This window comes from Pseudoalteromonas aurantia 208, from assembly GCF_014858725.1.
Classification (GTDB): Bacteria; Pseudomonadota; Gammaproteobacteria; order Enterobacterales; family Alteromonadaceae; genus Pseudoalteromonas; species Pseudoalteromonas aurantia.
Genome location: NZ_AQGV01000015.1, coordinates 1,195,968 through 1,222,960 on the forward strand (window position 1 = coordinate 1,195,968; position 26,993 = coordinate 1,222,960).

The following is a 26,993-nucleotide window of genomic DNA, read 5'->3' on the forward strand; positions in this document are numbered from 1 at the left end:
TTGTTTAGCTTATATTAAGAAACTTGTACTCGCAATTAGTTATGTTCTCGGGCCTCACTAATTAACCGCAAGATCGTGTTAATTGTGGCAATAACGTGAGATATAGACTTGGTTTAATGCTAGATACTTAGTGGCATTATTAAGTGGGAGTACATAATGTCATTAGTTTTATATTTTCTATTGGTCTGTATCTGGGGTTTATCTTGGATTGCAATAAAATGGCAGCACGGTGACGTAGCGTTAGAAGTATCGATATTCTATCGGTTTTTTATTGCTGCGATAACGATGCTAGTTGCAGGTAAAATCTTGAAATTATTGCAGCAGACATCTTATCAAGATCATATGTGGTTTGCTCTACAAGGCGCAAGCTTATTTTGTTTTAATTTTATCGCATTTTATGTAGCTACGTCGTATATACCCAGTGGGTTAGTTGCCTTACTTATGGCAACGGCACCATTATTTAACTGTGTTCATGGTCGGCTATTTTTTGGTGAGCCTATCACTTTTAATTTTCTTTTAGGGATATTCTTTGGCTTACTTGGTATTGGATTTTTGTTTGCCAATGAGCTATCAACTTTGCAGTTGTCGACTAATACATTGTCCGGAGTATTTTATTCACTATTTGGCACATGGTGTTTCTCAGTGGGGAACATGCTGAGTGTTAAAAATACAAACAAAGGTATTCGCCCTTACACAGCAACAAGTTACGCTATGGTGTATGGGTGCGTATGTTTGCTCTCAATCATATTTTTTAAAAAGTTAAGTTTCAACTTTGAGTTTACCACCTTGTATGTCGGTAGTTTATTGTATTTATCTATTCCTGCCACGGTACTTGGCTTTACTGCATTTTTAGTGCTCGTTAATCGTATCGGTGCCAGTAATGCAGCGTATATTTTAGTTTGCACGCCAGTTATTGCACTAACGATGTCGAGTATGTTTGAAGGATATATTTGGACTCTTAGTGCGGGTGTAGGACTTGTCCTAATTTGCCTAGGCAATGTGATTTCACGTATGCATGAAAACATGTTTAATTTAGCGATTCGTTTATTTAAATGGCGACCAGTAAGGTTGACGGATCAATAACTGAACTCTCTATTTTTACTCAGTGACGTAATGAATAACGGTACTTTTTACCGGAAAAGTTACTTCACTGGTGTTAAATACGAGATTTAAATAAAATTGATAAAATTTAATTTTAAAGTTGTAACTTTATGATTATTAGTGTTTTAGTTTGATTAGTGCAACTGTGTTATTGAGAGAGTGTATAAAAATAATTATTGAGTATTTGATCTAAACTGATTTTTATGCAGTAATGTACTTATATCTATCTGGTCGGATGAGTTGATTATGAGCTTAAGAACACAATTAAAAAAAGTATTACCGAGTATTTCAGTAACTGAACAAGAGGCATTAGACGCAGGGGACGTTTGGCTAGAAGGGTCGATTTACCGCGGTAAACCTGACTTTGATGCATTACGTGCCGTTCCTGAAGCGAAGTTATCTAATGAGGAACAAGCATTTCTAGACGGCCCTGTAAAAGAGCTTATGGCAATGGTAGACGACTCGGTTATTCAAAACAGTAAGCACTTGCCTGATCACATTTTAGAATTTTTGAAAAAAGAGCGGTTTTTTTCTTTGATCATTCCCAAATCGTTTGGTGGTTTAGAGTTTAGCCCTTATGCAAATTCAACCATTGTAGGCACAATTGCAACCAAGTCTTCAGCAGTTGCAGTGACGGTAATGGTACCAAACTCATTGGGGCCAGGTGAATTATTACTCCACTATGGCACTAAAGAACAACAAGCCCATTATTTACCTCGATTGGCAAATGGACGTGAAATACCTTGTTTTGCTTTAACAAGTCCTGAGGCTGGTTCAGATGCCGGTGGGATCCCAGACCGTGGGATAGTTACCAAAGGCATGCATGAAGGAAAAGAAGTTATTGGTATGGAGGTGACATGGGATAAACGCTATATCACACTCGCACCAATCGCGACCGTATTAGGTCTTGCATTTAAAGTAGAAGATCCTGAAGGGATTTTAGGAGGCAAAGAGCACTTGGGCATAACGTGTGCATTAATTCCTAAATCTCACCCAGGAGTAGAGCTAGGTAATCGCCATGATCCTATGGGGATACGATTCTACAACGGAACAACGCGCGGTAATAAAGTGTTCATCCCGATGGAGTTTATCATTGGTGGCCAAGAAAATATTGGCCGAGGCTGGCAAATGCTGGTCAGTTGTTTAGGCGCAGGTCGTGGTATTTCTTTACCTGCCTTGGGGGTTTCTACGAGTCAAGTGTCTTTCAAGTCTGCATCAGAATATGCCGCTGTTCGTGAACAGTTTGGTTTGTCCATCGGACAATTTGAAGGTATTCAAGAGAAGCTTGCCGATATTGCGGGTAAAACCTATTTACAAGAGTCGATGCGAGTATTAACAACCGAAGGTTTAGGCATGGGTCTTAAGCCATCTGTTGTCACTGCAATTGCAAAATATCATATGACCGAAATTGGTCGAGATGTGCTTGATTCTGCAATGGATATTCAAGCGGGTAAAGCGATTCAAAATGGGCCTCAAAATACGCTAGCAAGCGGTTATGTTGCACAACCTATAGCGATCACCGTTGAGGGAGCAAATATCCTTACCAGAAACTTAATGATCTTTGGTCAAGGTGTCATGCGATGTCATCCATATTTACAATCGATGGTTGAATCTATACATAGTCAAGATAAATCAGCAGATAAAACATTTAATAAAATTTTTAGAAAAACGGTTGGCTATAGTGTTGGTAATGGTTTGAGAGCATTCGGCTTAGGCTTGATGCCGTTTACTGCGAGCAGCACATCGACTTTGCCTGAAGTGCAGCAATACGAAAAGGCGGTGCATCAGTTATCAGCGAAACTGGCAGTTTATGCGGATTTCTCTTTGCTGGTATTAGGTGGAAAGCTAAAGCAAGCTGAAATGTTGTCGGCCCGTTTAGGTGATGTGATGAGCCATTTGTATGGTGCGATGGCAGCAATTAAGTATTATGAACAGAAAGTTGCCGTGAGCGATAGACAATCAGCTGCACCATATTTTCATTATGCAACTCGCTGGTCATTGCAAAGCGCAGAAAATGCACTTCACAAGTTTTTAGATAACTTCCCTGCTTCAGCAGCACGTAAAGTAATGCGTACAATTACTTTGCAATTTAGACATAAAATGCCTGCAATATCAGATGATATGATACGTGAATTAGCCAAGGCGGCACAGCAAGATTCGGCTTTCAAGGCGCAACTTACGCATTTGGTAAAACCGAGCCCAGGAGACGGGCACGATATAAATGAACAAGCATACAAAGCAAAGTTAGCGTGTTTAGATTTGCTATCTAAAGTTAAAAAAGCGCTGCGCAAAAAAGACATTAAACCAGGAGTTCGTTTCGGTGAAACGTTGGATAATGCCTTGGCAGCGAGTTTAATTAATGCGCAAGAGTATGCACAATTAGTTGATTACAATAAAAAGCGTGAAAAAGCGATTCGTGTTGACGAATTCGACTTTGATATGAATTTGTTAGATGACAATGCTCAGCCTATTGAGCAGGTAAAACAAGCAAGCTAGTCAACAATGCCTAAGCGCTCGCTGTATCAGCGCTTAACTACTCAAAAACCTCGATGTATCATCGAGGTTTTTTATTATTTTCGTTTGATGATAATAAATGGCATGCGTGATAGGGTACGCAAAAATGGCGTGACGTTTAGAACAAATATGACGGTATATTTAAAGCAATTAAAAAATGCGTTTGATCAGGTTTTACTCTACGATGATACACACGCCTTGTGGAGTGGGTGTGGCTCAATTATTAAAGCCAATATTGATGGGCAAGATGTTGTTATTAAGCATACATACGTTCCGGATTCACTGAAACATCGGCATATCATACAAACCGATATAGCAAAGCACCGGAAGGCCAAGTCATATGCTGTTGAAATGGACTTTTATCAATTTATTACTGCGGCGTTACCTGCTCACATTGACGTACCTAAATTAATTTGGTCGGCATCATCAGATGTTAGTAATACATTGGTTTTTAGGGATTTTTCTGTTTCTGGTTTTGTGACCCCTGAAATTGCAAGTCTAGCTGATATTAAAGAGATTATTACTTGGCTGGCTCGATTTCATGGCACATTCTTAGGTGTAAGCAGCCCCTTAATTGAACAGAAGCTGTGGTCTCAGGGCGGCTATTGGCACTTAGCAACTAGACCTGACGAGTTTCGTAAAATGGCGAATTGCCCAGAGAAAATTCATGCAGCTCAGATGGATACAATAATAACAAATAGTCCATTTAAAACACTGATCCATGGTGATGCGAAACTCGCGAACTTTGCTTTAAATCAACAAATAGTTATTGGCTATGATTTTCAGTACGTAGGGAAAGGTATTGGCCTGCAAGATGTGATGTTATTTTTTACCAGTGTATTCAATGCTGAACAGTTAACTGAGCATTGTGATATGTTACTCGAGTTTTATTTTAAGGCATTACAACTTGCTTTGTCCAATAGGTTCGAGCCGCGTGTTATTCAACAGATCGAACAGTCATGGCGTGAAGCATGGCCTATTATATGGGCTGACTTTTATCGCTTTTTGCTTGGTTGGAAACCAGATCATTCCAAGATTAACCCCTATATGAAGATGCAGTCAAAAACGGCTGTGGCACAGATGGTATTGTAATTGGCAAAAAAGGCGCTGTGTCAAACACAGCGCCCAAGGTATTAATAAATAACGCGCTTATTTACATGAAGCACCACGACGCCAAACGTTAGAGAATACGTCTGGTTGTGCGCCTCGTGACCACCAAATTGCTGCATATTCATTGTTCTTGTATGCAACCTTGTCGCCTACACGGTAGTACTTCGAACTATTCCATGCTTCAATTCCTTGACAACCACCGCCCGTTGAACCGTCGGTTACAGTAACTGTCGCTGTTTTTGAAGAGGTCTTCTGGTCTGCGCCTGTCGCAGTCAAAGTTACTTGGTAGCTACCAGCAGCCGCATAAGTGTGATTAGGGGACGTCGCTGAACTGCTAGACCCATCACCGAAGCTCCAATTGTAGCTTTGTGCATTTGTTGATGAGTTACTGAAGCTGACACTTAAACCAGATGCGTTATGTGAAAAGTTAGCCACTGGTGTAACAACTGGGTCACCACTACAGCCATTTTGGGCAATATAGTCATATGCTGCTTTAGCTTGCACAATACCATACCCGTATGAGGTATCTTTACCCGCAGCACCTTTATCTTTGGCTGTAACATTTAAGATGTTACGGATCTGCTTGTTGGTACATTGAGGATAGTGACTCCATACGAGTGCGGCAACACCTGAAACGTGTGGCGTTGCCATTGATGTGCCACTGATACTCTTATAGCCATTGTTATTCCAAGTAGAATTAACGCCAACACCTGGCCCCGCAATTTCAACTTGGCTATTATATTGTGAGAAAGAGGCTTTGTTTTCGCCACTATCAACGGCAGCAACAGATACAACATCATCATATGACGCTGGGTAACTTAGGCTGCTATTTCCGCCATTACCAGCGGCTGCAATGTGTAAAACACCACGGTTGTAACTCGCTTGGAACGCATTACGCTCTGCTGTAGAACTACCACTACCACCTAAACTCATACTTGTTACATTTGCGCCAGCAGCTTCACATTGTTCAATGGCTTTAATTAAATCTGAACCATAAGCCCAACGTCCTTGGTCGTTAAATACTTTAACGATATGGAGTCCAAGTTGACCTGATGGATTCACACCTACAACGCCTTGGCCATTGCCGCCAACTGCCGCGATTGTACCCGCCACGTGCGTCCCGTGACCATTACCATCGTTATACCAGTTGCCAGTATTATTGCTGCCATGGCCATCGTTACCTGTGATTCCAGTGCTAGGAAGATCTGGGTGATTCAGTGTATAACCGGTATCCATGATACACACTTTACGATTACCGCTCATCGTATCTGCAAGTTGGTTCGCTTGGACCATACCAATACCGTAAGGGGTTGATTCAGCCATTAAATAGCGTTTTGGATCTACTTCAACCAACGCAACATCATCACTTTCAGCCAGCTGAGTCATTTGCTCTTGAGTTACTTCAGCTACAAAGCCATTCACACTTGGCAGCGTTGAAAGTGCTGGAGAGTTAACTGAGCTAGCAAACTCAGCCAAAGTTTGCTGTTTGAAAGACGTTAATTCTTGACCAGACATTTTAACTGGTAAGTGAGCATTAACCGCTTGTGACTTTAGAGTTACTATCACGCGTTGAGTATCTTGAGCGTGCGCAGTTAGAGATGCACATATACACGCTGATAGCGCTGTCATTTTTAAGCTTGTTGAAACCATATTTTTCATTTTTTATTACCTTAGTTACATGTTGTTAACGGCTGTAAATAAAACAGGTAATTAGTTCAGTGTCAATTGTGTGTAATTTACCCAATAATAAATTGGTGGTATTAAATTTTAATAATGATGGTAATTCAGGGTTTTTAATTTTATATGTATATGTTGTTTGCATTAACTATTTATTAATTTGTTTTTTTTGGAAATTTTTAAGTTATTTAAAAAAACCATTTAAGACATCTAGGTTATAATTCAAAGGGGAGATCGCTGTCTCAGAGAATTGTGTAAAGTCAATTTCTGTAACATTTTTGTCATGTATTGCTCGATACAATGGCATGTATTTTTCACTGAACACGTCAAATATCGGGTACTGTTCTTCGCTCTGTATTGGCTTTTTATTACGAGCATGGTCATAAATTTTCACCATGGCTAATCCCCCAAGTGTGACATGTCCACCAACCGAAGCATCTAATGCGAGGTGTTGGTTTTTGTCCCAATTGATACCCCCAACTTTGACTTTTTTACGAACGCCGAGCTTCTCAAGTGCTTGAACTGATCCCATTGCCATTGCATCGTTTGCAGCCCAAATAATTTTGGTGTCTGGTAGCCGTTGCATGAGCCCTAACGTGAGTTGAAACGCTTCATCATGAGACCAGTTAGCAGATATTCGTTGTTTTAACTGTAAGCTAGGTTCCCTATTAGAATAGCTCAGGAGACCTTGTTCTCTGTTTCTGGCTGCTAAAGTGGCGGTCTCACCCAACAATGCAATCATCTGATTACGTGTATATGACTTGGGTGGTGTTACAATGGTGCTGAGGTGTTGCGCAAGAAGCTTTCCTGCTTGAAAGTTATCAGGCATTATGCTGCCAAGAATACCAAAGCCTTTACTATTGATGCGTTTCATCTGTTGATCATGTGGCTTGTTCAATAGAAAAACAATAGCGGGGTGCGTTTGTGTTGAGTTTATGATCGTGTCTGTAATTACCGATTTTTCATCCACTAAGATTAAATAGCTGCTGGTATCTTGTATCGCCTTTCTAACCATTTTCTTCATAACAATATGGTTGCGTTCAGCATAATGTACTGTTAACTGTATATCTAAATCATCCGCCGCAGCTTGCATAAATAAAGTAACGTTGAGCCAGAAGTCTCCAGTCGGGTTTTCAAACTCATAGCCTGGATTAATAAAAGTAACTTTTGTACTCGATAGTGCGTGGCAGGAAAATATAAACAAAAATGCAAGGCTAATAATTGGCAATTTCATCGTGTATTCTAATAATGAATCTTACTTACTATTATGACACATATTCAGACTTTCGACGTTGTTTCGTAAAGGCCCTTTACACGGCAAATGCATTCTTTTAATGCGTGATAGCAGGTATAATACAGTCTGTCTATTATGGGGGCGTTATGTATAAAATACTATTACTCATCAGTGTAATTTCTTTATCAGTGAGTGCACAACAATCAAGTGAACTATCAGTTGATATGAAAAATATTGGCTTGAGCTACAAAAAAGTTATGCACGCAGAGAATAAAGTCGATTTATTAATGTCATTGGAAGCAATGGCTACCTTGATATCAAATATTCAAAAAGATCAATTTAAACCAGATCTGCAAAAGCAATCAATTGAGGGGTTAGAAAAAGTGCTTAGCGTCATTTCCGTCGCGAAAAAGTACGCTGAAAATGATGATATTAAACGTGCCAAAAAGGCCTTAGAAAGAGTTGATAGCTATAGAAAAGAATATCATAAGCTGCATGAGCCTCCCAGTATTTGGCAACTGTTATTTGGTTAATTTTAGTCATATATTAACGGTGAATTATCCACATTGAACTATGTATAGAACTTTTGGATAAGAAATTAGAACGAGTGTATTTTTCAATCACTTTTTTGACTAGAGCCTCTTATTAATTAAAGCTTGCTTTGCATTAGGAACGATCCAATAATGTTGTTTTTACTTTACTAGGAGATAAAGAATGCAGTGCAAGTTTATTGTAGTGACCGCGTTAGCGGGGAGTATAGCAAATCATACGGTTGCAAAAGACACCGTATTATATGACATAACGGAGCAAAGTCCGTTTACGACCGCCACACAGTATGAAACATTCATAGAAAACGAAGGGGTTGAGCAACTGTTTGATGTATCGCTACGTAGTAAGTTTATTTCAAAGCACGCGCGTAGCTGGGTTTCTTTAGCGTTCGATAACAAGCAACAGGTTTTGGAGTATAGCTTAACTTCAGCAGCAGATGCACCTGAGAGGGACCCAAAGCAATGGACCTTGTATGGGTCAAATGACGCTAAGGTTTGGCAAACGTTAGATTCTCGCGACAATATTAATTTTGCAAAACGTACGCAGGTAAAGCGGTTTGTCGTAACAAACCCCGGTAAATTTACATTTTTCAAGTTAGATATGGCGCAGCAAGGCACGACAGCGTGGGGGGACAGCTATTTACAGTTGGCTGACTTCAGTCTGTTCGCGCCAACAAATTTACCTGTTGCACAATTTGAAATAGAAGCACCAACAACTTTAATTAATCAGCCTGTCGACATTGTTGGTAAGGTTCAAAATACGCCAGCAACACTAAATTGGTTGGTACCTGGTGCTAAAATATTCTCCCATGGCAATAAAGCAAAAGCGTACTTTTCCAAACCTGGCCGCTATTCGGTTACGCTGATTAGTAAAAACATTTATGGTGAGAGTCGGGTAGTTCAACGAAATGCCATTAAGGTACTCGATAAATCACACCCATGGCTAGGTTACGAAACGCCTGAAGTAAAAGTTGTTATTGAAGACGGTGAGTCAGAAGGTGCGAAACGGTTACTTCGATTATTTCCTGATATTAAGCGCACAATTGATCGGGTGACAAGAGAGCTTGCACCATTGCTCTACAAGAATTTTGTAGAATTACCCGACTTCGAGCAAGTTACTTTCACTTTAAAATGGATGGATACTATTGCTTATCGTGCAGGAGATGATAGCAATATGGAGATTGCATTTAGCTCTAAATATATCACTGAGCGTCTAGCCAATAAACCTGATGAGGTCGTTAAGTATGAATTACTTGGTGTGTTGTGGCATGAATTGACGCATGGGTATCAACATTTTCCTAAATCAATAGGCTACGATGATCCCCAAGCTCATGCTTTTATTGAGGGAGTAGCTGATTTAATTCGTATTCAAGCTGGTTATCACAAAACCCGAAAACCAAAATTATCAGAAAGTTACTTGGGGGGCTATACCAATACAGGATTCTTTTTACATTGGCTTGCACCTCAATATCCAGACTTTACGTACCGGTTTAATCAAACGGCGATAGAACTGAATGAGTGGAGTTTTGAGAAGGCAATTCATGTTGTAACGCAAGAAAATATTGAACAATTGTGGGCTAAATATCAATCTCATCTCAGAAGTCAATTGACGATTATTGAATAAAATACATTGACAGGAAATTAAACAGTGCTAATAATTGGAACGTTCCTTTTTGTTTTATTTAGAGAATTTAATTCGATTCTTACTTTATTTAACATTTAATTGGAACGTTCTAACTTAAAATAATAATCAATGGGTTGAATATGAATAATAATTTAGGTCGATTATCGCCAATTGCAATAGCGATGACTATGGCTGCTTCAAGTATGGCATCTGAAGTCAATGGTGTTAACACAATTGAGCGAGTAGAAGTCACGTCGTCTCGAATAAAGCGAGTCGATGTTGAAGGGGCAATCAATGTCCATAGTATTAGCTCATCAGATATGGTGAGAAATGGTTTTGACTCAGTATACGATGCACTTATGGGTTCAGTTGCTGCTGGGGGGGCAGTACTAGGGGAAGTTGAAACAGGTTCTTATACGCCTGGTGCGAAAGAGCTAAATTTAAGAGGTTTAGGCCCAGAGTATACGCTTATACTCGTTAATGGTAAGCGATTGGCCTATTACCCCATGCCTTTTGGTGGTCAAACTAACTTTGTTAATTTAGATATGATCCCGACCGCGATGGTGGAGAGGATTGACATTCAAACCGGTGGTGCATCCGCTATTTATGGCTCTGACGCGATGGCGGGTGTGGTAAATATTATCACCAAAAAAGGCATAGATGGGCATTTTATTGATGCCAAATTTGGTCAAGACACCTATGGAAAAGGGGACAAAAAATCGCTGACGTTTGTCGGCGGAACAAAAAGCGACAAGTTAACGTTTGACTATGCACTCGAATACAAAAAAGAAGATGCATTGCTGTCAGGAGACCGACCTTTTCACGACAGTGTATGGGATAACCCTGATCCTGATGCGAATAAAGAAGTGAACCGCTCAATTACAGTCTGGGCAGAAAACACGGAATATAGAAACCAATATTCGAAGCAATTTTGTAATACTGATGATAATCCGCATCCGTCAGCGATTCAACATTTTGTCAGCCGTAATGGCTATGGTCCAAGTTGTGGCTGGGATGAAACTGGCGATAAATTACTGAGAAATGAAAGTGAAACTTACAGTATTTACCTGAATTCGGAATATGCTCTGTCAGAGTCTATGAGTTTGTTTGCTAATGGGTTTTATATCCAACAAGACAAAAAGGGCCGTCGAAACCCTTTTCTATGGGGGCATTTAGATTCAATTCATGGTGGTAACTTTTGGGATCCCGACATCGAAAATAAAGATGGCGGCTATGGCGCGCCAGTTAAGTACATGTGGCGAGTCCTCTCTGATGATGAATACACCGATGATGGCCTAGGACGTATTTTTAATGACGAGTCTTTGTCATTTAATTTTGGTCTACGCGGAGAAGTCGCGGGGTTTTATTACTCTGTTGGTTACAGCCACGCAAACTATGATTTTGCAGACCGATATTTGTCTCACACTGTTGAAGGAAATAAACGACTCAAAGGTCCTAAACTCGGTGAAGTGGATGGTATGGCGGTTTATCGTCCGAACTATAAATTGTGGTTTGGTGGTGTAACGGCTGACAGTGTCAGCGAGTTAATGGATTGGTCAACCTATGATGGTAATTCGTTTAATGACACCATCACTGCGGATCTATCGGGGGATTTATTTGAGTTACCTGCGGGACCACTACAGTTTTCTGCTTACATAGAGTTAATGAGAGAGGGCACTAGAGCAACACCCGACAGTCGTATCCTGAATAAACAATTTGTTGGTTTAACTGGCGTTGTGACAGACGGAGAGCGTGACAGATATGCCGCGGCATTTGAGTTTTTAGTGCCTATTGCGCAAGAGCTGAGTGCTGAAGCGGCGGTGCGTTATGACTATTACGATGATGCGAGCCAAGTTGGTGGGGCAATGACATCGCAATTAGGTTTAACCTACAAACCCTCAGAGCAGATTGTGATTAGAAGTGCCTTTGGCACAACGTTTAGAGGCCCAGATATGTCGTCATTGTATCAAGGGTTTAGCGGTAATTTTGGTTCATCAAACGATCGGATCACGGCTGATGCTTGTCGTACGCTCATAAATACACAGCAAGCTGGTGGCTATAATACACAAGCACTTGCGCATACGTGTGCTACCGGTGATTTAGACTTAACGAGTAATAATATTAGTCGTCTGAAAGCTGATTTTGAAACATTGTCGGCAGGAGATTTAACCTTAGAGGAGGAAACGGGAAGTTCATTTACCGCGGGTGTAGTGTATGAATATTCAGACGAACTGTCGTTTAACATCGATTTTTATTCGATTAAAATTGAAAATAAGATCAAAAAACTTGATGCAACGTATATCTTAGACAAATTGTGGTTGTGCGAAAATGGCGGTGAAAAAGCAGATTCGAGTTTGTGTAATAACATGCGCAACCGAGTTAAACGCTACGATGAACATGGCAAAGGAGTAGATAGGTTAGGTAATGGCATCGCTGGGTTAGCATATACGCCCCATACGATTCAAGAGGGTTACATTAATGCCGCTGAGCGACAGGATGCAGGAATTGATTTAGGGATTAGAGGCTTTTTTGATACCGATTTTGGAACGTTCCGCTACAAGGCAGATTACAACAGAGTGATTAAGAAAAAAGAGCGTATAAAAGCGGAAGACCCGCTTGTTGATATTTTAAATGATCAAGATAATCGTGACTTTAAAGAACTTGGCTCTTTTGCGACCACGTGGGAACAAGGTGACACTTCTGTGAGTTGGTTGATGCTGTACAAAGGGAAAATGTGGAATAACGCTGAATATGGAGAACGTCAAAAGTTACCCGCTTGGATAAAGCACAACTTAACCCTTGGTCAACATATTAATGATGAAACTCGACTGATATTTACGGTTAAAAACTTATTAAATGCAATGCCGCCACAAGATGAAACGTTCAGTAGTTATCCATTTTATCATGGCGGTCGTTACGACAGCATCGGGCGTGAATTCAGCCTTCGTTTAACCTACCAATTCTAATAAGGTGCAAGTTATGTTTAATTTTAAATATCCAGCGGTTATGTTTGCAATATGCACAGTATTAACCGGGTGTAACGATGGATCAGGGTTTACTCCTACGTTAAAGAATGACACGTCTGAATTGTCAAGTGCAGTGGTTGAAGCAGCTCAGCGTAATATGGCTCAAGACGCTGGGTCAACAATTGAAGCATTCTTGCAAGAGGGTGTAAACGCGTCTCCAGCAGGAGAGCAAGTAACGAATTTAATTGATGGCAATAGCGCGACCAAATATTTGGCGTTTGATGGCAAAGCCACCATTGTATTTTCGTCTGTGAAACCCTTTGAATTAAAAGGGTACAATTTTATTTCTGCAAATGATGAACCTAAACGTGACCCGATGAATTGGGTGGTGTTTGGGTCTAATGACAAATCTGAATGGGTTGAAATAGACTCTCGCTCAAATGAGGCATTTGAATTTCGTGGTTTGACTCGCTCCTTTGTCATCGAAGCAGGCGTTGAATATCAGCATTTTAAATTTGAAATGGTGCATGGTGGTACTGATAGCTATGGCAGCAACATATTACAACTAGCTGAAATACAATTAATGGTGGTGTCAGATGTACCATTGGTTGAATTTATAGCGACTAACACGACCCCAGCTATGGATGAATTAGTGGTATTCAAAGATGAATCATTAGTCAACCCAACGAGTTGGAAATGGACATTTGAAGGAGGAACGCCCGAAACGAGTAATGAAAAATCGCCCTTGGTGAAGTTTTCATCGCTTGGTGCAAAATCGGTTACTTTGGTTGCTGCAAATGACAAAGGAGAGTCAACACTTATAAAGGAAGACTACATACGTGTATGGGATGAAAATGAGCCTTGGAAAGGGTTTGAAAATCCAAGTGTCACGTTTGAGAGAAAACAGCCTACACACCCAGGTCAAGTGGCCCTTGAGCGAGTAATGCCGGATTTAGAGTCAGTGATACAAGATATTTCTCTTAAAATTGCCAAGCGACTTTTTGACAATGTGACACAAATTAATACATTCGAATCCGTTACTTTTATTACTGATGAATATGACTTCCCAGCAGCAAAAGGAGGGTCAGATAAGCATATGGAACTGATGTTTGACTTGAACCATATAGCAAACTTAGAAAGTCAAGGTGATGACGCGTTGCGGGAAGAAATATTAGGGGTACTGTGGCATGAGCTGACGCATGGTTACAATAACAGCCCGAAGACTGGGCAGTATATAACCGGTACCGATTACCATACATACTTAGAATCTTTGGCCAATTTTATTCGCATTGAAGCCGGTTTTTATGAGCATGCTCGAGCCAACATTACGTGGGTAAAAGACTACAATGAAGACGCTTATAATCAAACATCATTCTTTTTAGAGTGGGTGGTTAAAAGCCATCGCAATATTGACTTTATCAAACAGTTTAATGCCAGTGCAAAAATACTCGATGAGTGGAGCTTTGATTTGGCATTTAAACACATATTCGGTGAAGCTCGAGGCATAGACACTGTGTTTAGTGAATATATTCAGTACTTAAGTGATGAGAAAGGGATCATGGCACCATTTACCACGCCAGTAGAGGGTTACCAAAATATATCAATTGAAGAGGGCGTCTTAGTAACGACTAACGCTACGCACATTGGTATTTGGGATGAGGGCCCTGATAAGTTGATAGATAATAACATTAATAATAAGTTTAATGCGCTAATAGAAGCACCTTGGTGGGTTGCAGAGTATGCTGCGTCTTTATTACCAATCGCCGATGTGAGCAGTGTCTATGCAGATTTTATCTTGCCAGAAGCAAAAATGGTTGAGAAGTACTCAATTGCAACAGCGAAAGACAATGAAATTCGGTTTCCGAGTCGGTGGGATGTGTACGGCTCTCATGATGGCATAACATGGAAATTAATAGATACACAAAATTTTTCGGAGTTACCACAGTTGAGCACAACCTATACCTTTGATGTACAAACGCCAGACAGTTACACACAAGTTCGATTTGATTTTTATAATGAACGAACAGGAGATCAGATTGGAGGGGATGAAGGAAGGTTGGTGCAAATTGGTGAAATTGCGTTACTCATAAAAGAATAAAAGCACACTCGGTAGCATGACCTCAATGATTGGCTGTTGTTTAACGTGTTAGATTTATTGGTAAGGGAGGTGAATTAATATTCTATGCTAACTTACCATTAAAAATGCGCCGTTGCAGGTTAGCTGTTATAACTAGAAAAACCTCTACCGCGTTGGTAGAGGTTTTGCTTTGTTAAGATGGCCTCATTATTTCTTAGAGCCGCCTTTACCTTGAACTGCTTTAAAGCGAGGGTTAGTTTTGCAAATTACAAACACACGACCGCGTCTTTTTACCACTTGGCACCCAGGGCGGTTCTTTGCACTTTTTAGCGAGCTAAGTACTTTCATAAATCCTCCGTTACTTTGTACTTAAGTTTTTAAACCTTCTATTGAATTGAGCAACACGTCCATCACTGGCAACGGCTTTTTGCTTACCGGTATAAAATGGATGTGATTCACTTGAAACATCAATTGGTACATAAGGGTAAGTGACACCTTCCAACTCAATAGTTCTGTCAGTTTTGATTGTTGAGCCTACAACAAAGTAGCTATCAGCTGCGGTATCGTGAAAAGCAACTTGTTGGTAATCAGGGTGGATCCCAGGCTTCATAAAAACTCCGTAAATAATGTTTTGTTATAATGTAACGAATGGTATTTTAAATAAGAATTGATTGCAACAATTAAAAGTAATTATAAATTTATCTACAGAGATCGCGTGAATGTTGCGCAATCAAGCTCTTTGGGGGTACCAATTCCTTTTCAGCCTGTTATAACTAGTAAAACAACAAGAAAAGGGAACACTTATGATGCAGGACAATGAGCAGTTGGATAACACTGTTATTGCAACTTTGAAAAATAAAGATCACTCCGCATTGAGTGAACAACTCGACAGTTTAAGCTGCACACATACCGACATTATAGAGTTGCTGTCACAGTACCAAGTGCTGAGCGAGCAAGATGACGATGAGAAATTTGATACATGGTATGACGCACTGTGTAAAGAGCAACTGGCTGTATTAAAAGCATTTGAAGTAATGCGAGCTCATTATGAGCAGGCATAGCAGCAGTCAAATACACCGAGCTACTTGACGCTGAGGTCATATTTAACCACTAAAGCGTTAATGTATCGCTCACGCAAAGATAGATTTTGCTCGTGTTTGGCTTGATGACTAATCGCACGGTTTAGCAGTTTTATAGCCTTAAGTAACTGTGGGCGTATCGCTACGTCAATACTTGAGGCTGAGCGTTCATCGGTTAATTCATCAACAATTGCTCTGCCAAGCTCAATGTAAACGATTTCTTCTATTAGCCCGTTTTGACTAATCGCGCCGTATTTGCTGCATAAATATTGTTGCCAGCTACTTTGTATTTGTTCGTCTAAGTCATCGCTAAACCGAGGGTCATGGCAAGCAAGCCCTTGCTGTTGGCACTTACTTAATGTCTGTAAATACTGTTGATAATATAACTCATAAGCTTGTGATGAACTTTGTACTGTATGTTTAGCTAAATCTTGGCCCCATTGAACGCAACCACGTGGGTAAAAGTCTGTAAACTCCTCACATTCATATAGCCCAAGGTATGAACTACATTTAATGTGGTTTTGAATACTATATGATGGTTTTGGGAATAACCCTTTTTGCTGCCATTCAAATAATGTATCTTCAGAAATTTTCAGCGTTTGACACAATTCATCAACACTATAAAAATAGGTATTTAGGTGGCTAAGTAAGCTCATAATAAAATAAACTGGATAAATATACAGTGTTTTTATTGTGGATGATTAAATTTAATAATTCAAGTACTATTTTGCATCGTGAAGTACTCGGATATTGCCACTATTTATGGTAAAACATAGCCCAAATGATACAACGCCAAAAAAACCAAATGCGAACAATACAAACAATTAAACAAGCAAGCTTAATCACCGCAATTAAAACGCCGTATACCATGAATGGTGAAATTGATTTAGACGCATATGACCGTTTGGTCGAAACGCAAATAAATGCGGGTGTTGACGGTATTATTGTCGGTGGTACCACGGGCGAAGGCCAGCTAATGAATTGGGAAGAGCATTTAATGCTTATTGCCCATAGTGTAAACAAGTTTGCAGATAAATTAGTGATTGTGGGTAATACTGGCAGTAATAATACTCGCGAAGCAATAAAAGCAACAGAATATGGTTTTGCATCTGGTATGGATGCAGCATTGCAGATAAATCCGTATTACGGACGCACTTCAATTGAGGGTGTAAAATTACACTTCGAACGATTACTAGAGTTAGGGCCTGCGTTTGTTTACAATGTACCAGGTAGAACTGGGCAAGATTTAACGCCAGATATTATTGAACCGCTAGCAAAGCATAAAAACTTTATTGGTGTAAAAGAGTGCGGTGGTAATGAGCGCATCGGCCATTATGAATCTCAAGGAATTGCATGTTGGTCAGGTAATGATGATGAAGCCCATGATGGTCGGCATTTATATCAATCACATGGCGTGATCTCGGTCACTTCAAACCTGATCCCTGGCTTGTTTCGTGATTTGATGGACCGAAAAAAACCTGAGTTAAATCAGCAGTTAACGCCATTGATGAACTGGTTGTTTTGCGAGCCGAACCCGATTGCGATAAATAGCGCATTAATTATGACGGGCGCAGTGAAACCGGTATTTCGCTTACCTTACGTCCCATTGAATAGTGTGCAGCAGCGCCAGGGCGTTGAGCTTATTAATGCACTCAACGAAACGGATGTTGTCGGGGGTAAAGCAAATATCATAGACGAAACCCTATTAAAACTTTGTTAGGGCGCAACAAATAACGTATAATCTGCGGCCCTTAAGTATTGGTCGCAGGTTTTTTCATGAATTTTAAATCTTTTAGTTTTTCTCCATTGTTGCTTCAGGCACTAGACGAAATAAACTTTCTTACCTTAACCCCAATACAACAAGCCGCTATTCCGGTTGTGCGAAAAGGGCATGATGTACTCGCGACAGCGCAAACTGGCACGGGCAAAACAGCTGCATTTGCACTCCCTATTATCCAAAAGTTACTTGAATCTCAGTGTGCACAGCAAGCTACCACTAAATCGCCGCGTGCTCTTATCTTGGCACCAACACGGGAGCTGGCTGAACAGATCGGCCGAAACTGCGACGAGTTTACACAATATACTGATATTAAAACGGTATCACTTTTTGGTGGAGTAAATACAACGGGTCAAGCTGATAAGCTTGCACTTGGCGTAGACATTGTTGTTGCGACGCCTGGACGCTTACTTGACCACATTCGCTTGGGTAATATCAGCTTAGCCAATGTTCAGCATTTGGTGTTAGATGAAGCCGACCGCATGCTCGATATGGGGTTCATCACCGACATTCAGCAAGTCATCGATTTAACCCATGCTGACAAACAAATATTACTGTTTTCAGCGACCTTCCCGCCGGCAATGAAGCAATTTGCTGGGTCGGTACTGAGACACCCTAAATATGTGCAAGTAACACCAGAAAATACAACGGCTGACACGGTTCGACACGTTGTGTATCCGGTAGAGCAATCTAGAAAGCAAGAATTGTTATCAGAGCTTATAGGTAAGAAAAATTGGCAGCAAGTATTAGTCTTCGTCAATATGAAAGACGTTGCGGATGATTTGGTGAATGAATTGATGCTTGATGGGATCCCGGCAATTGTATGCCATGGTGATAAAACCCAAGGGGCGCGCCGACGTGCACTGCGTGAATTTAAAGAAGGTAAAGTGCGCGTATTGGTTGCAACTGAAGTTGCTGCGCGTGGGATTGATATTGAAGGATTGCCGAGAGTGGTTAACTACGACCTACCTTATTTAGCAGAAGATTACGTACACCGCATTGGTCGGACGGGTCGTGCTGGCAATGAAGGACAGGCAATTTCTTTTGTTGCACGCGAAGAAGAGCAAGTATTGGTTCATATTGAAGAGCTTATTGAGCAACAAATTAAACGTTATTACTTACCGGGCTACGAAGTCAGTAATCGCGACAATTTGATTAAAAAGCTCAGCAAAAAGCAATCGCACCAACGTCGTCAGCCGCGCAGCAATAGGCCAAGTAATCAAGCCAGTGGTGAAGCACGTGCTAAAAACCGTTCGCGTATTGCAAATGTACGAAAGCAAGTTAAAGGCACTAAGCTAGGTCTCGAGAAGTAATGTCAGAACTAGTTAATTAAATTAAATAGCGGCTTAGTCCGCTATTTTTATGTCCAATAGTGTTTTTGACTGAAAATAAACCGCCTAAGTTATAGGTAAACTGATTTTAGGTCGACGCTGGTAATCAGTTTTGATTGTGTGACTGGCTCGGTGATTGGGAAAGTTAAAAAGGTGCTGATTAGTATATCAGCTAGATTTAGAATGGAAGGTCAATGAAAAGTATAGCCGAGTTGTTTCGTGTAAGTCCTGCGATTAAGTTATCGGTGTTTTTTAGCATTTTATTAATGTTGGTATCGCCCCAATCACTTGCAAATAATGTTTATAACAAAGTCACTCATACTTTAAACCTATCATCGACTGTACAAATAAATGGTTCAACCACCGCCAACATTAGCTGGTCGCCATTAAGCGAATTTAAAAGTGTTAATTTTTCATTTGTTAAGCTTGCTATAAAACAGGGTAATAATGGTTGGGCATATACAGACTATCGAGGTAATGGAACTTCAATTCAGTTAACGCAAGTTGGCCGTTGGTGTTTTATGCTCCGTGGCTGGGATAGTTCAGCAAATCAGTTTGGACTATTTGATGCAGAACAATGTCTCACCGTGCCACAACCCCCATTACCTAAAACGCCGACTTTTTCATCTATGTCTAGTTATTACCCGATTAATTCTGAATTTACGCTAAGTTGGAGCAATGATAGCGCAGCTTCGTATTATCAGATTGATGGGAAAACAATATCCACTAATAGCTATACGACCAGCAGTGCTCATTATGGTCAAAAGTCTTTCTCTGTACGTGGCTGTAATATTGTGGATGTGTGTGGCCCATATAGTACGACTAGACATGTAATGGTTTATACAGGGCCAGGTGCACCAAGAACTTTAACAGCTAATCCGGCGGAAGCTGAAGTCGGTAAAGTAGTGACTCTATCGTGGACTGAGCCTGGTGGAAGTGTGCCTGGCATTAAATACAAAGTCATGCGAGAAGAACGGGTTGTTTATCAAGGGCCGTTGACGTACTTTAATGACGCCATTACCGCAGAAGGGGTGTATAATTATACGGTGCAGGCAATAAACCCGACAGGCTTAGCGGGTGGTACAAGTACCCTGTCTGTTAAAGCCGTTATTAAAGAGTACCCCCCAAAAACGCCAAATATAACCACGATTTCACTAGGTGCAAACACTTCTTATATTCCAGTCAATCAGGCGTTTGAAATTCATTGGGAGGAAGTACTCGGTGAGCAATATGAGGTAACTGAAACATTTAACGGACAAACTGTGGTTCGAGGTAGTAAATCTCCAATCAGAATCGCCGGACATAGCCAATATGGCCAATATACATATACTATTCGTGCATACAATTCAAAAGGGTCAGAGTCAGCTCAGCAGCCGGTAAAAATATATACAGGGCCAGGTGCACCAAAATTCTTTGTAGCAACACCTGCAAATGTAGAAGTAGGCAAAAGCGTGACTTTATCATGGGGTACTCCTGGTGGAAGTGTGCCAGGTATTAAATATAAAGTGACGCGAGACGAGACGATTGTTTATGAAGGTGAATCAAAAAAGTTTAGTGAGGTAATAAGTGCTGCCGGTACATATAACTACCATGTACAGGCAATTAACCCGAATAATTTAGCGGGTGGTACAAGCTCGTTATCAGTTGGTGCTGCATTTGAAATTAAGACTCCTGAACTACGAATTAGCTCCGGTGGAGAAAGTACCCTCTATATTCCAGTTAGTACGCCATTTAATATTGATTGGACCAAGGTCAGCGGTGAGGGTTATACATTAACAGAACGTCATAATTCGTCGGATGAACAAGAGTTAGGGTCAGAGCCTGTTGTTGGGCGGGTTATTAATAGCTATGGACACTATACTTACCGACTTGAAGCAAAGAATGCGCTGGGGTCTAAAGTCAGTGAAAAGCGTGTATATGTCTATACGTCACCGGGTGCACCCAGAGTCTCTAGCTTATTTATGACGGTTGCCACAGGCGTTAACTTTTCACTAGAGTGGCATCGTCCTGGTGGCTTGGTTTCAGGGGGGTACTATAAAGTAGCTCATAATGGGAAAGAGCTATATAGCGGCGAGTCAACCTCCTATACACCGCCAAAACATGACGTAGTTGGTACATACATTTATAAGATAAGTGCATGCAACCCTGATCTTGCATGTACAGAGCTTAATTATAAAGTCATTGTTAAAGAGTTCGACCTTTTGCTTAAAATAGAGGCACCAGATAAGGCATTTTTGCACTCTCGCGAAGAAATCACGTGGCAGTTTATAAAGCCACAAAAAAATCGATTTGAAACGTCGTTATCTGTATTAAAACCGGGCAGTAATAAAAAAGCGGTTGTTGCGACGCAAAATAATAGCGCACTAGGAAAGGTTGACTATACATTTGATGCGCCAGGTGTGTATCGTTTTTACGCGCAAGCATGCGGACTAGCACAGAGTAAGGTGCTTGTACCCGTCACCGCAAACGCGATACTTATTCCGGTACTAAGCGATAAACCAGACAAAAATGTATGCGGAGAAATTGAACTATCTGAAGTGCAAGTTGACGTATTGAACACTGAATTTTCGTTTGAAAATGACGGTAGTAAGCTGACATGGTCCGCAGTCGCAGGAGCAACCAGCTTTGAGATTGAAAGTGCAGTATGTGCAAGCAGCTGCGATGACCTATCAGCACTGAATTGGACTCCGCTGGCAAATTTACCGGGCGGTCAATCGAGCTATAACTTAAATCAAAGTGGTCACCGTTTATACCATATTAAGGTATGTTTTAGTGACGGGAAGTGTTCAAGTTGGATCTATCCAATGGAAAAAAAGAAGAGCGTGATCTTTATACATACGGACTTATTGGGCAGCCCTGTGGCAGAGACTAAGGAGTAATTACATGACATATAATAAATTATATAGCTTAATGGTTAAAGGATGCTGTTTAAGCTGGGCACTTAATATGGGTTCTGCGCTAGCTGATACAGGGATCATACCTCCATCGGCGAAAGATAAACAAGCCAGTGAACAGACTTTATTAAAAAATCACATTAGTGACTTTCCAACCGAACGTATTTCTATCCAAGGTTTGAAGTTAGAACACACGTTTGTAACTGGTAGAATTCCGTTTCCAAGCGGAAAAGAAGTGGTTGTTGGCTATAAAGTTAAAGGTTTTAGAAATGGTGCGGTATTTCCATTTTTTGGTTTTGATGAAAGCCGACATGGGTTTAAGCTTATAGGCACCACGAGTAAGGTTGGTCAACGTTCAATAAAAACTATGGGATGTTTGGGTGCTGTTGCAGGCATTGATTTTCAAACAACGAGTGACACAGGGCGTCAATCATCTGCTCCGCAAGGGTCAACAGCGGGTACACGGTCGACACAAGATTTAGCGGTATTTCAAGGCGGTGCAGTACTTAGATGTGACAGCAATGCAAAACCGATGGTGTTATACCCTGATGGCATGCAAGTGAAGTTTGGTGCAAAACAAGTTGACGGTAACTACTTAAGGTGGCCGTTAGAGTCGTTACAAGATCAGTTTGGTAACAGTGTTTCAGTCTCTGGAGGAAAACTCACAATTGGTAATATCACCTCTGAATTAGGCTTTGATACAAAAGGGTTACTAGAGAGCATCACGCTGACAGATGACACTGACACGTATGTGACGAATTTTTATTACGATGCTCTTAATCAAATCGATTATGTTTTAGATGCTGAAAAGCAAAGAACCGACTTTACTCATACCGGTGTTTATACTGGGGGGGGAACATCGATAAAAAGTATCACATTACCCTCTAAATTAAAGGTCACGTACGATTATGCTGGTTATTGGGAGGGAAGCCGAAATAGCCTAACGGTTACCGCTAAAGATATCACAGGACCTAATGTTGCCCCGCGTAGTTTTATTTATCGTCGAGTGAACCCAGAAGTAGGCTACCCAGGTGCTGCTGGGCATCGAGTTTGGGTATATGAATATGCAAAGGATGATAATGGCAATAATGTTGTTACCGAAAATGGCGTAAGCGATGTTTACTATATTCATGGTTCTGATTACCACGGTAAAATATATAAACGAGAGCGTTATTATGGTCCCAATGAAACAGGTATGGAACTGCACTCTAAGTGGGAGCAACAGAGTCTCTTACTTAGGCAAGAAGTTCTTTGGGAACAAGCGAGTGTAGGTACAGAGTTGTGCTTAAAGCAGCTTAATCCGCCATATTATGAGTTTGCATATATCAATGGTTGTAAGGTGGTTCGCAAGAAGCGTGAATATACCAGCTATAAAATGGAGGGTGGTTATGATACCTATGGGACTCATTATAAAAAATATGAAGCGTTTAATTTACCTTGGGAAGTGCAACATACACGTTTTAGTAGCACAACACTGCCAACTGAAGACATTACAAATATGCAATTTCAGGGGGATAGTAAATATATAAAGTATGGCTATACGAGCAGCACTGCTAGCAGACTCATTGGTAACGTATCATCAGTATGGGTGTCTGAAACAGATGTTGCGAGTAAGTACACTCAAGTATCGAAGACGAGCTATCATTTTGGCCGCCCAAAGGAAGTATACAAATTCGGTTTGTTACAGAGTACAAGTAGCTACCATAGCCACGGCGGCCTAAAATCTATTCATTACAATGTGTTACAAGATACGAATACGCTAAATCGAAACCAACATTTTGACAGTACCTATTACGGCAATGTGCCGGAAAACACAACTTCTCGTAGACCACATAGCAATAACACTATGTCAATCAAGCAAGTTGCAAATGGGCTGGGATGGGTCACATCAGTTAATAACTTTAATGGAGGGATTACGTCAACGACATTTGATAAGTTAGGGCGTGTTGCTTCTAAACAGAGTATTCGTGACATCGCGAGGGATATTGACTGGCAAGGTGAGTTAGTTGAGTGGCCAAGTGCGGTTAAACAAGTAATAACAACATGTGTTCTTAACACTGAAAAAACGGCCTGTACCAACGATCAAACCTTTAAAGTGGTTAAGCACTTTGATGCGAATATGAACACTATTAAGCAGGAATGGCATGATTTAGTGAACACTCAGGCGACGACAAGTAGTCGATATCAGCGCTTTGAATACAATAAGTATGGTCAGGTCACATTTGCATCGAATATTTCTACATCAAACGCTGAAACATTGGGCACTCATACTGATTATGATGAGAGCCGACGCAAGAAAAGTGTGACTCAAGATGGTCGAGGCACAGTGCATTTCACATACCTTACAGGTAATAAAATCAAGGTGACAGATGCACGTAATCACACAACGACCACTACGTATGAAGCATTTATAGCCCCAACATATGAGCTGGTGAACAAACTTGAATCACCTAATGGTTTGGTAACAAATACAGAATTAGATGCTTTTGGTTTAGCGCACAAAGTGTCGCAAATAGGTAAAGATCAAGATGGTAAACTTACCACTTTTACCGAAGAGCGTAAGTTCAATGAGTATAAGCAACTCTGTTTGGTAATTAGAAAAGATGTAGGCAATGTACTCATTGGGCGAAATGCACTAGGCGAAGCGACGTGGAAGAAATTTGGCAGTTCTGCAACCGAGTGTGTAGATGAAGCGCCCGCTGGGAGTGTATTTTTTACCTATGATAATGTTGGCAGTATAAGAACAGTTGATTATGTAGATGACAAACTTGATAAAACTTATAGTTATGATAGAAATAGTAACTTAACAGAGTTAGTGGTAGGTGATGTGACGCATACCTACAGCTACAACAATCAAGACTTACTTGAAAAAGAGACATTGCAATTAGTAGGTGAGCAACCGCTGGTACTAGATTATAGATATAATGCAGCCAAACATATACAACAACAAGTGTACCCAGATAACACCATTGTTGAATTTGACCCTAATGGGTTTGGTAAAGCGCAATCAGTCACCGCGGTGACCAGTGAGGGAACTGAACTACAGGTATTTGCATCCGATGTTGAATATTACGTTAATGGTGCAATCAGTGGGTTTACTTATGGTAATGGTGTAAAACACAGTTTATCGTTTTATGATGATAGTCAACGTCCTAAAGCATTATCAGATAAACAAGGTAATGCCCATTTAGTCCACCTATCTTATAGTTATGATAATAATGACAATATTACAAAAATTCTTGATGGTGCCAACACGTCGGCGTACAGCTTAACAAATCTAAAGTATGACAGTTTAGATAGGCTGACAGCGACCACGGGAGGCCAAAGTATAGGCTCTAGCGCCTTAGAGTATGATGACTTCGGCAACATTCTAAAATACTCCAGTAAAGGCAGAGCTCTGTCTTATACGTACAATGCTAAAAATCAACTTTCGTCGGTTTCTGGTATATCAGGAAAATATGACAATATTCAGTATGATAGCCGTGGAAACATTAAACACAATGGCGCTTTTGCATTGCAGTTTAATGATGCTAACCAGCTAAAGTCAGCCAAAGGAAACACCTATGTATATGATGGGCACAATTATCGTGTGATCAGTAATGATAATAATGGGAAGTCTTATAGTTTTTATAGCAAATCAGGTGTGCTGGTCTATCAAGAGACTTCAGAGAATTTATCGCTTGAAGGCACAAACAATATATATCTCAGTGGTAAATTAATAGCAAAATATGGTGATGTACAACCAAAAACGCTAGCTGAGAGTAAACAGCATTATAAACCTTTTGGTGAAACCATTAATGCAGCACAAGATGATATTGGGTTTACGGGGCACAAATTTGATACCGATTTGAATTTAAGCTATATGCAGGCACGATACTATGATCCAGTCATAGGTCGTTTCTATTCGAATGACCCTATTGGGTTCCGCGATATGCATAGCTTTAATCGTTATGTGTATGCGAATAATAATCCGTATAAGTATATTGATCCTACAGGTATGTTCGTGGTGTACTATGGTGGCACTGGTAGTGGCAATGCAGGCGTAAGTGGAGCTGGTGCTATAGGGTCTTTTGTAGACATTTCGTTTGATGGACTTGAATGGGGAGTTTATTCATCAATTGAAGGCGGAGCCCACAGTGGGTTACCTGGTGTGTCAGGTGGTGTTGAATTTGGTTTTTTTACAGGAAAATGGCAAAAAGCTATGACCGGTGAATATGTATTGGCCGGTGCCGAAGCTAAGGCTTTGGCTGGTGGGTCTGTAGCGGGAGTAATGACGGTTGGGAAAGATCCTGAATACGGTGTGCAAGTATCATTATTTGGAGGGACACCAAATGCTGCTGGCTTCATGCATAGAGGGTATGGAGAAGCGACAGATATTGGAGGTGTTAATTTCAAGAAGTTAGGTGAATTAATCGATGCAACTGTTGACGATTTAATAGACGCAGCAGCGCAGCCTATGGGTCAGACAGCACCCAACCCAACAGGGAAAGGAAGTAGACCAGGCTTTAGAAATAGCCTCTCTCACCGTGGAAATATGACAAAGAGAAAACAAGGTTCGAGTAGATGAATACCAAGTTAGGTACAGCGGTAAAAGTATTTATAATCACATATATGATTTATATTTTCTACACCATCGTCGTAGGGAAAGTGGAAAGTGGCAAAGCGTTTGAATTAATGAAATCATCAAATTTTACTACCTTTGAAGTATCTAATTCTCGTTTTCTCAGTGACAAAACTGGTTTTAGGCTTTATAGAGACAAAGAAACGCTTAGCTCGATAAATATGTGTATCAAAAAGCTTGAGCAAGTACCGGATTATAGGGTCGGGAAGTTAAAGGTTGAAAAAACAGCGGTATTATCCAATGAGAAATATAAACATAAGTTTAATATACATTATTATGAAAATGGTATTGTGCTGCTTGGGGGCGGTTACATTCTCAAAGATCTATTGACTAATAAAGTGAAAAATGTGGGGGGGAAAGTCTTTAAATCTGAATGCCTATATCATACGATTAATTTGTAGGCTTTTAACTTTAAAAAATTTAGATTAGGAAAAGGACAA

Annotated in this window: 18 protein-coding genes; 13 read left to right on the plus strand and 5 right to left on the minus strand. The window is 40.5% G+C overall.

Features of this window, described 5'->3' with window-relative positions; all coding sequences use genetic code 11:
• Positions 1–156 precede the first annotated feature (156 nt).
• From PAUR_RS23245 to PAUR_RS23255, 3 genes are all read left to right on the plus strand, one after another.
• On the plus strand, positions 157–1,083 hold the full coding sequence (locus tag PAUR_RS23245) for a DMT family transporter (protein ID WP_192510092.1): 927 nt from the start codon (positions 157–159) through the stop codon (positions 1,081–1,083).
• Positions 1,084–1,347: 264 nt separating this feature from the next.
• The gene (locus PAUR_RS23250) at positions 1,348–3,597 is read left to right on the plus strand and encodes an acyl-CoA dehydrogenase (RefSeq protein ID WP_192510093.1); all 2,250 of its coding nucleotides are present in this window, start codon (positions 1,348–1,350) and stop codon (positions 3,595–3,597) included.
• A gap of 102 nt (positions 3,598–3,699) precedes the next feature.
• On the plus strand, positions 3,700–4,707 hold the full coding sequence (locus PAUR_RS23255; protein ID WP_192510094.1) for a phosphotransferase: 1,008 nt from the start codon (positions 3,700–3,702) through the stop codon (positions 4,705–4,707).
• A gap of 57 nt (positions 4,708–4,764) precedes the next feature.
• On the opposite strand, the gene PAUR_RS23260 is transcribed toward PAUR_RS23255, so the two are convergent.
• Positions 4,765–6,384 carry a S8 family serine peptidase gene (locus tag PAUR_RS23260; RefSeq protein ID WP_192510095.1) on the minus strand — a complete coding sequence of 540 codons (1,620 nt, stop codon included), beginning with the start codon at positions 6,382–6,384 and terminating at the stop codon, positions 4,765–4,767.
• A gap of 202 nt (positions 6,385–6,586) precedes the next feature.
• Positions 6,587–7,636, minus strand: coding sequence for an ABC transporter substrate-binding protein (locus PAUR_RS23265; RefSeq protein ID WP_192510096.1), 1,050 nt, complete (start codon positions 7,634–7,636; stop codon positions 6,587–6,589).
• Positions 7,637–7,782: 146 nt separating this feature from the next.
• On the opposite strand from PAUR_RS23265, the gene PAUR_RS23270 reads away from it, so the two are divergent.
• From PAUR_RS23270 to PAUR_RS23285, 4 genes are all read left to right on the plus strand, one after another.
• Positions 7,783–8,169, plus strand: coding sequence for a cytochrome b562 (locus PAUR_RS23270; RefSeq protein ID WP_192510097.1), 387 nt, complete (start codon positions 7,783–7,785; stop codon positions 8,167–8,169).
• Between the two features lie 181 nt (positions 8,170–8,350).
• The gene (locus tag PAUR_RS23275) at positions 8,351–9,808 is read left to right on the plus strand and encodes a basic secretory family protein (protein ID WP_192510098.1); all 1,458 of its coding nucleotides are present in this window, start codon (positions 8,351–8,353) and stop codon (positions 9,806–9,808) included.
• Between the two features lie 140 nt (positions 9,809–9,948).
• Positions 9,949–12,774: a TonB-dependent receptor domain-containing protein gene (locus PAUR_RS23280; RefSeq protein WP_192510099.1), complete on the plus strand. Its 2,826-nt coding sequence runs from the start codon at positions 9,949–9,951 to the stop codon at positions 12,772–12,774.
• Positions 12,775–12,787: 13 nt separating this feature from the next.
• A complete protein-coding gene (locus PAUR_RS23285) occupies positions 12,788–14,872 on the plus strand; it encodes a basic secretory protein-like protein (protein ID WP_192510100.1) in 2,085 nt (694 codons plus the stop codon).
• A 186-nt stretch (positions 14,873–15,058) separates the two neighbouring features.
• Here the strand turns inward: PAUR_RS23285 and ykgO are convergent, their stop codons facing one another.
• Together ykgO and PAUR_RS23295 are read right to left on the minus strand one after the other, a co-directional pair.
• The gene (gene ykgO / locus PAUR_RS23290) at positions 15,059–15,199 is read right to left on the minus strand and encodes a type B 50S ribosomal protein L36 (RefSeq protein ID WP_010361844.1); all 141 of its coding nucleotides are present in this window, start codon (positions 15,197–15,199) and stop codon (positions 15,059–15,061) included.
• A 10-nt stretch (positions 15,200–15,209) separates the two neighbouring features.
• Positions 15,210–15,461 (minus strand): type B 50S ribosomal protein L31, encoded by a 252-nt coding sequence (locus PAUR_RS23295; protein ID WP_010361845.1) that lies wholly within the window; start codon positions 15,459–15,461, stop codon positions 15,210–15,212.
• 193 nt (positions 15,462–15,654) lie between these two features.
• On the opposite strand from PAUR_RS23295, the gene PAUR_RS23300 reads away from it, so the two are divergent.
• Entirely contained in the window at positions 15,655–15,912 is a 258-nt protein-coding gene (locus tag PAUR_RS23300; RefSeq protein ID WP_404821726.1) for a hypothetical protein, read from the plus strand.
• Between the two features lie 20 nt (positions 15,913–15,932).
• Here PAUR_RS23300 and PAUR_RS23305 read toward each other — a convergent pair whose 3' ends face one another.
• A complete protein-coding gene (locus PAUR_RS23305) occupies positions 15,933–16,586 on the minus strand; it encodes a DUF6058 family natural product biosynthesis protein (RefSeq protein WP_192510101.1) in 654 nt (217 codons plus the stop codon).
• Between the two features lie 149 nt (positions 16,587–16,735).
• Here PAUR_RS23305 and dapA point away from each other — a divergent pair, with 149 nt between their 5' ends.
• The 5 genes from dapA (at position 16,736) to PAUR_RS23330 (ending at position 26,954) form a co-directional block, all read left to right on the plus strand.
• Entirely contained in the window at positions 16,736–17,650 is a 915-nt protein-coding gene (dapA, locus tag PAUR_RS23310; RefSeq protein WP_192510102.1) for a 4-hydroxy-tetrahydrodipicolinate synthase, read from the plus strand.
• Between the two features lie 56 nt (positions 17,651–17,706).
• Entirely contained in the window at positions 17,707–19,020 is a 1,314-nt protein-coding gene (locus tag PAUR_RS23315) for a DEAD/DEAH box helicase (RefSeq protein ID WP_192510103.1), read from the plus strand.
• A 212-nt stretch (positions 19,021–19,232) separates the two neighbouring features.
• Complete coding sequence (locus tag PAUR_RS23320; protein WP_192510104.1) at positions 19,233–21,917, plus strand: hypothetical protein; 2,685 nt, start codon at positions 19,233–19,235, stop codon at positions 21,915–21,917.
• A gap of 4 nt (positions 21,918–21,921) precedes the next feature.
• A complete protein-coding gene (locus PAUR_RS23325) occupies positions 21,922–26,499 on the plus strand; it encodes an RHS repeat domain-containing protein (protein ID WP_192510105.1) in 4,578 nt (1,525 codons plus the stop codon).
• On the plus strand, positions 26,496–26,954 hold the full coding sequence (locus PAUR_RS23330) for a hypothetical protein (protein ID WP_192510106.1): 459 nt from the start codon (positions 26,496–26,498) through the stop codon (positions 26,952–26,954). The genes PAUR_RS23325 and PAUR_RS23330 overlap by 4 nt, the downstream gene beginning before the upstream one ends.
• Positions 26,955–26,993 lie beyond the last annotated feature (39 nt).

Excerpts from the sequence above, each read along its gene's own strand:
- PAUR_RS23315 (WP_192510103.1), top strand. The coding sequence starts at position 17,707 with ATGAATTTTAAATCTTTTAGTTTTTCTCCATTGTTGCTTCAGGCACTA.
- PAUR_RS23320 (WP_192510104.1), top strand. The coding sequence starts at position 19,233 with ATGAAAAGTATAGCCGAGTTGTTTCGTGTAAGTCCTGCGATTAAGTTA.
- PAUR_RS23280 (WP_192510099.1), top strand. The coding sequence starts at position 9,949 with ATGAATAATAATTTAGGTCGATTATCGCCAATTGCAATAGCGATGACT.
- PAUR_RS23300 (WP_404821726.1), top strand. The coding sequence starts at position 15,655 with ATGATGCAGGACAATGAGCAGTTGGATAACACTGTTATTGCAACTTTG.
- PAUR_RS23250 (WP_192510093.1), top strand. The coding sequence starts at position 1,348 with ATGAGCTTAAGAACACAATTAAAAAAAGTATTACCGAGTATTTCAGTA.
- PAUR_RS23325 (WP_192510105.1), top strand. The coding sequence starts at position 21,922 with ATGACATATAATAAATTATATAGCTTAATGGTTAAAGGATGCTGTTTA.
- PAUR_RS23275 (WP_192510098.1), top strand. The coding sequence starts at position 8,351 with ATGCAGTGCAAGTTTATTGTAGTGACCGCGTTAGCGGGGAGTATAGCA.
- PAUR_RS23285 (WP_192510100.1), top strand. The coding sequence starts at position 12,788 with ATGTTTAATTTTAAATATCCAGCGGTTATGTTTGCAATATGCACAGTA.
- PAUR_RS23245 (WP_192510092.1), top strand. The coding sequence starts at position 157 with ATGTCATTAGTTTTATATTTTCTATTGGTCTGTATCTGGGGTTTATCT.
- PAUR_RS23255 (WP_192510094.1), top strand. The coding sequence starts at position 3,700 with ATGCGTGATAGGGTACGCAAAAATGGCGTGACGTTTAGAACAAATATG.
- PAUR_RS23270 (WP_192510097.1), top strand. The coding sequence starts at position 7,783 with ATGTATAAAATACTATTACTCATCAGTGTAATTTCTTTATCAGTGAGT.
- PAUR_RS23305 (WP_192510101.1), bottom strand. The coding sequence starts at position 16,586 with ATGAGCTTACTTAGCCACCTAAATACCTATTTTTATAGTGTTGATGAA.
- PAUR_RS23295 (WP_010361845.1), bottom strand. The coding sequence starts at position 15,461 with ATGAAGCCTGGGATCCACCCTGATTACCAACAAGTTGCTTTTCACGAT.
- PAUR_RS23265 (WP_192510096.1), bottom strand. The coding sequence starts at position 7,636 with ATGAAATTGCCAATTATTAGCCTTGCATTTTTGTTTATATTTTCCTGC.
- ykgO (WP_010361844.1), bottom strand. The coding sequence starts at position 15,199 with ATGAAAGTACTTAGCTCGCTAAAAAGTGCAAAGAACCGCCCTGGGTGC.
- dapA (WP_192510102.1), top strand. The coding sequence starts at position 16,736 with ATGCGAACAATACAAACAATTAAACAAGCAAGCTTAATCACCGCAATT.
- PAUR_RS23330 (WP_192510106.1), top strand. The coding sequence starts at position 26,496 with ATGAATACCAAGTTAGGTACAGCGGTAAAAGTATTTATAATCACATAT.
- PAUR_RS23260 (WP_192510095.1), bottom strand. The coding sequence starts at position 6,384 with ATGAAAAATATGGTTTCAACAAGCTTAAAAATGACAGCGCTATCAGCG.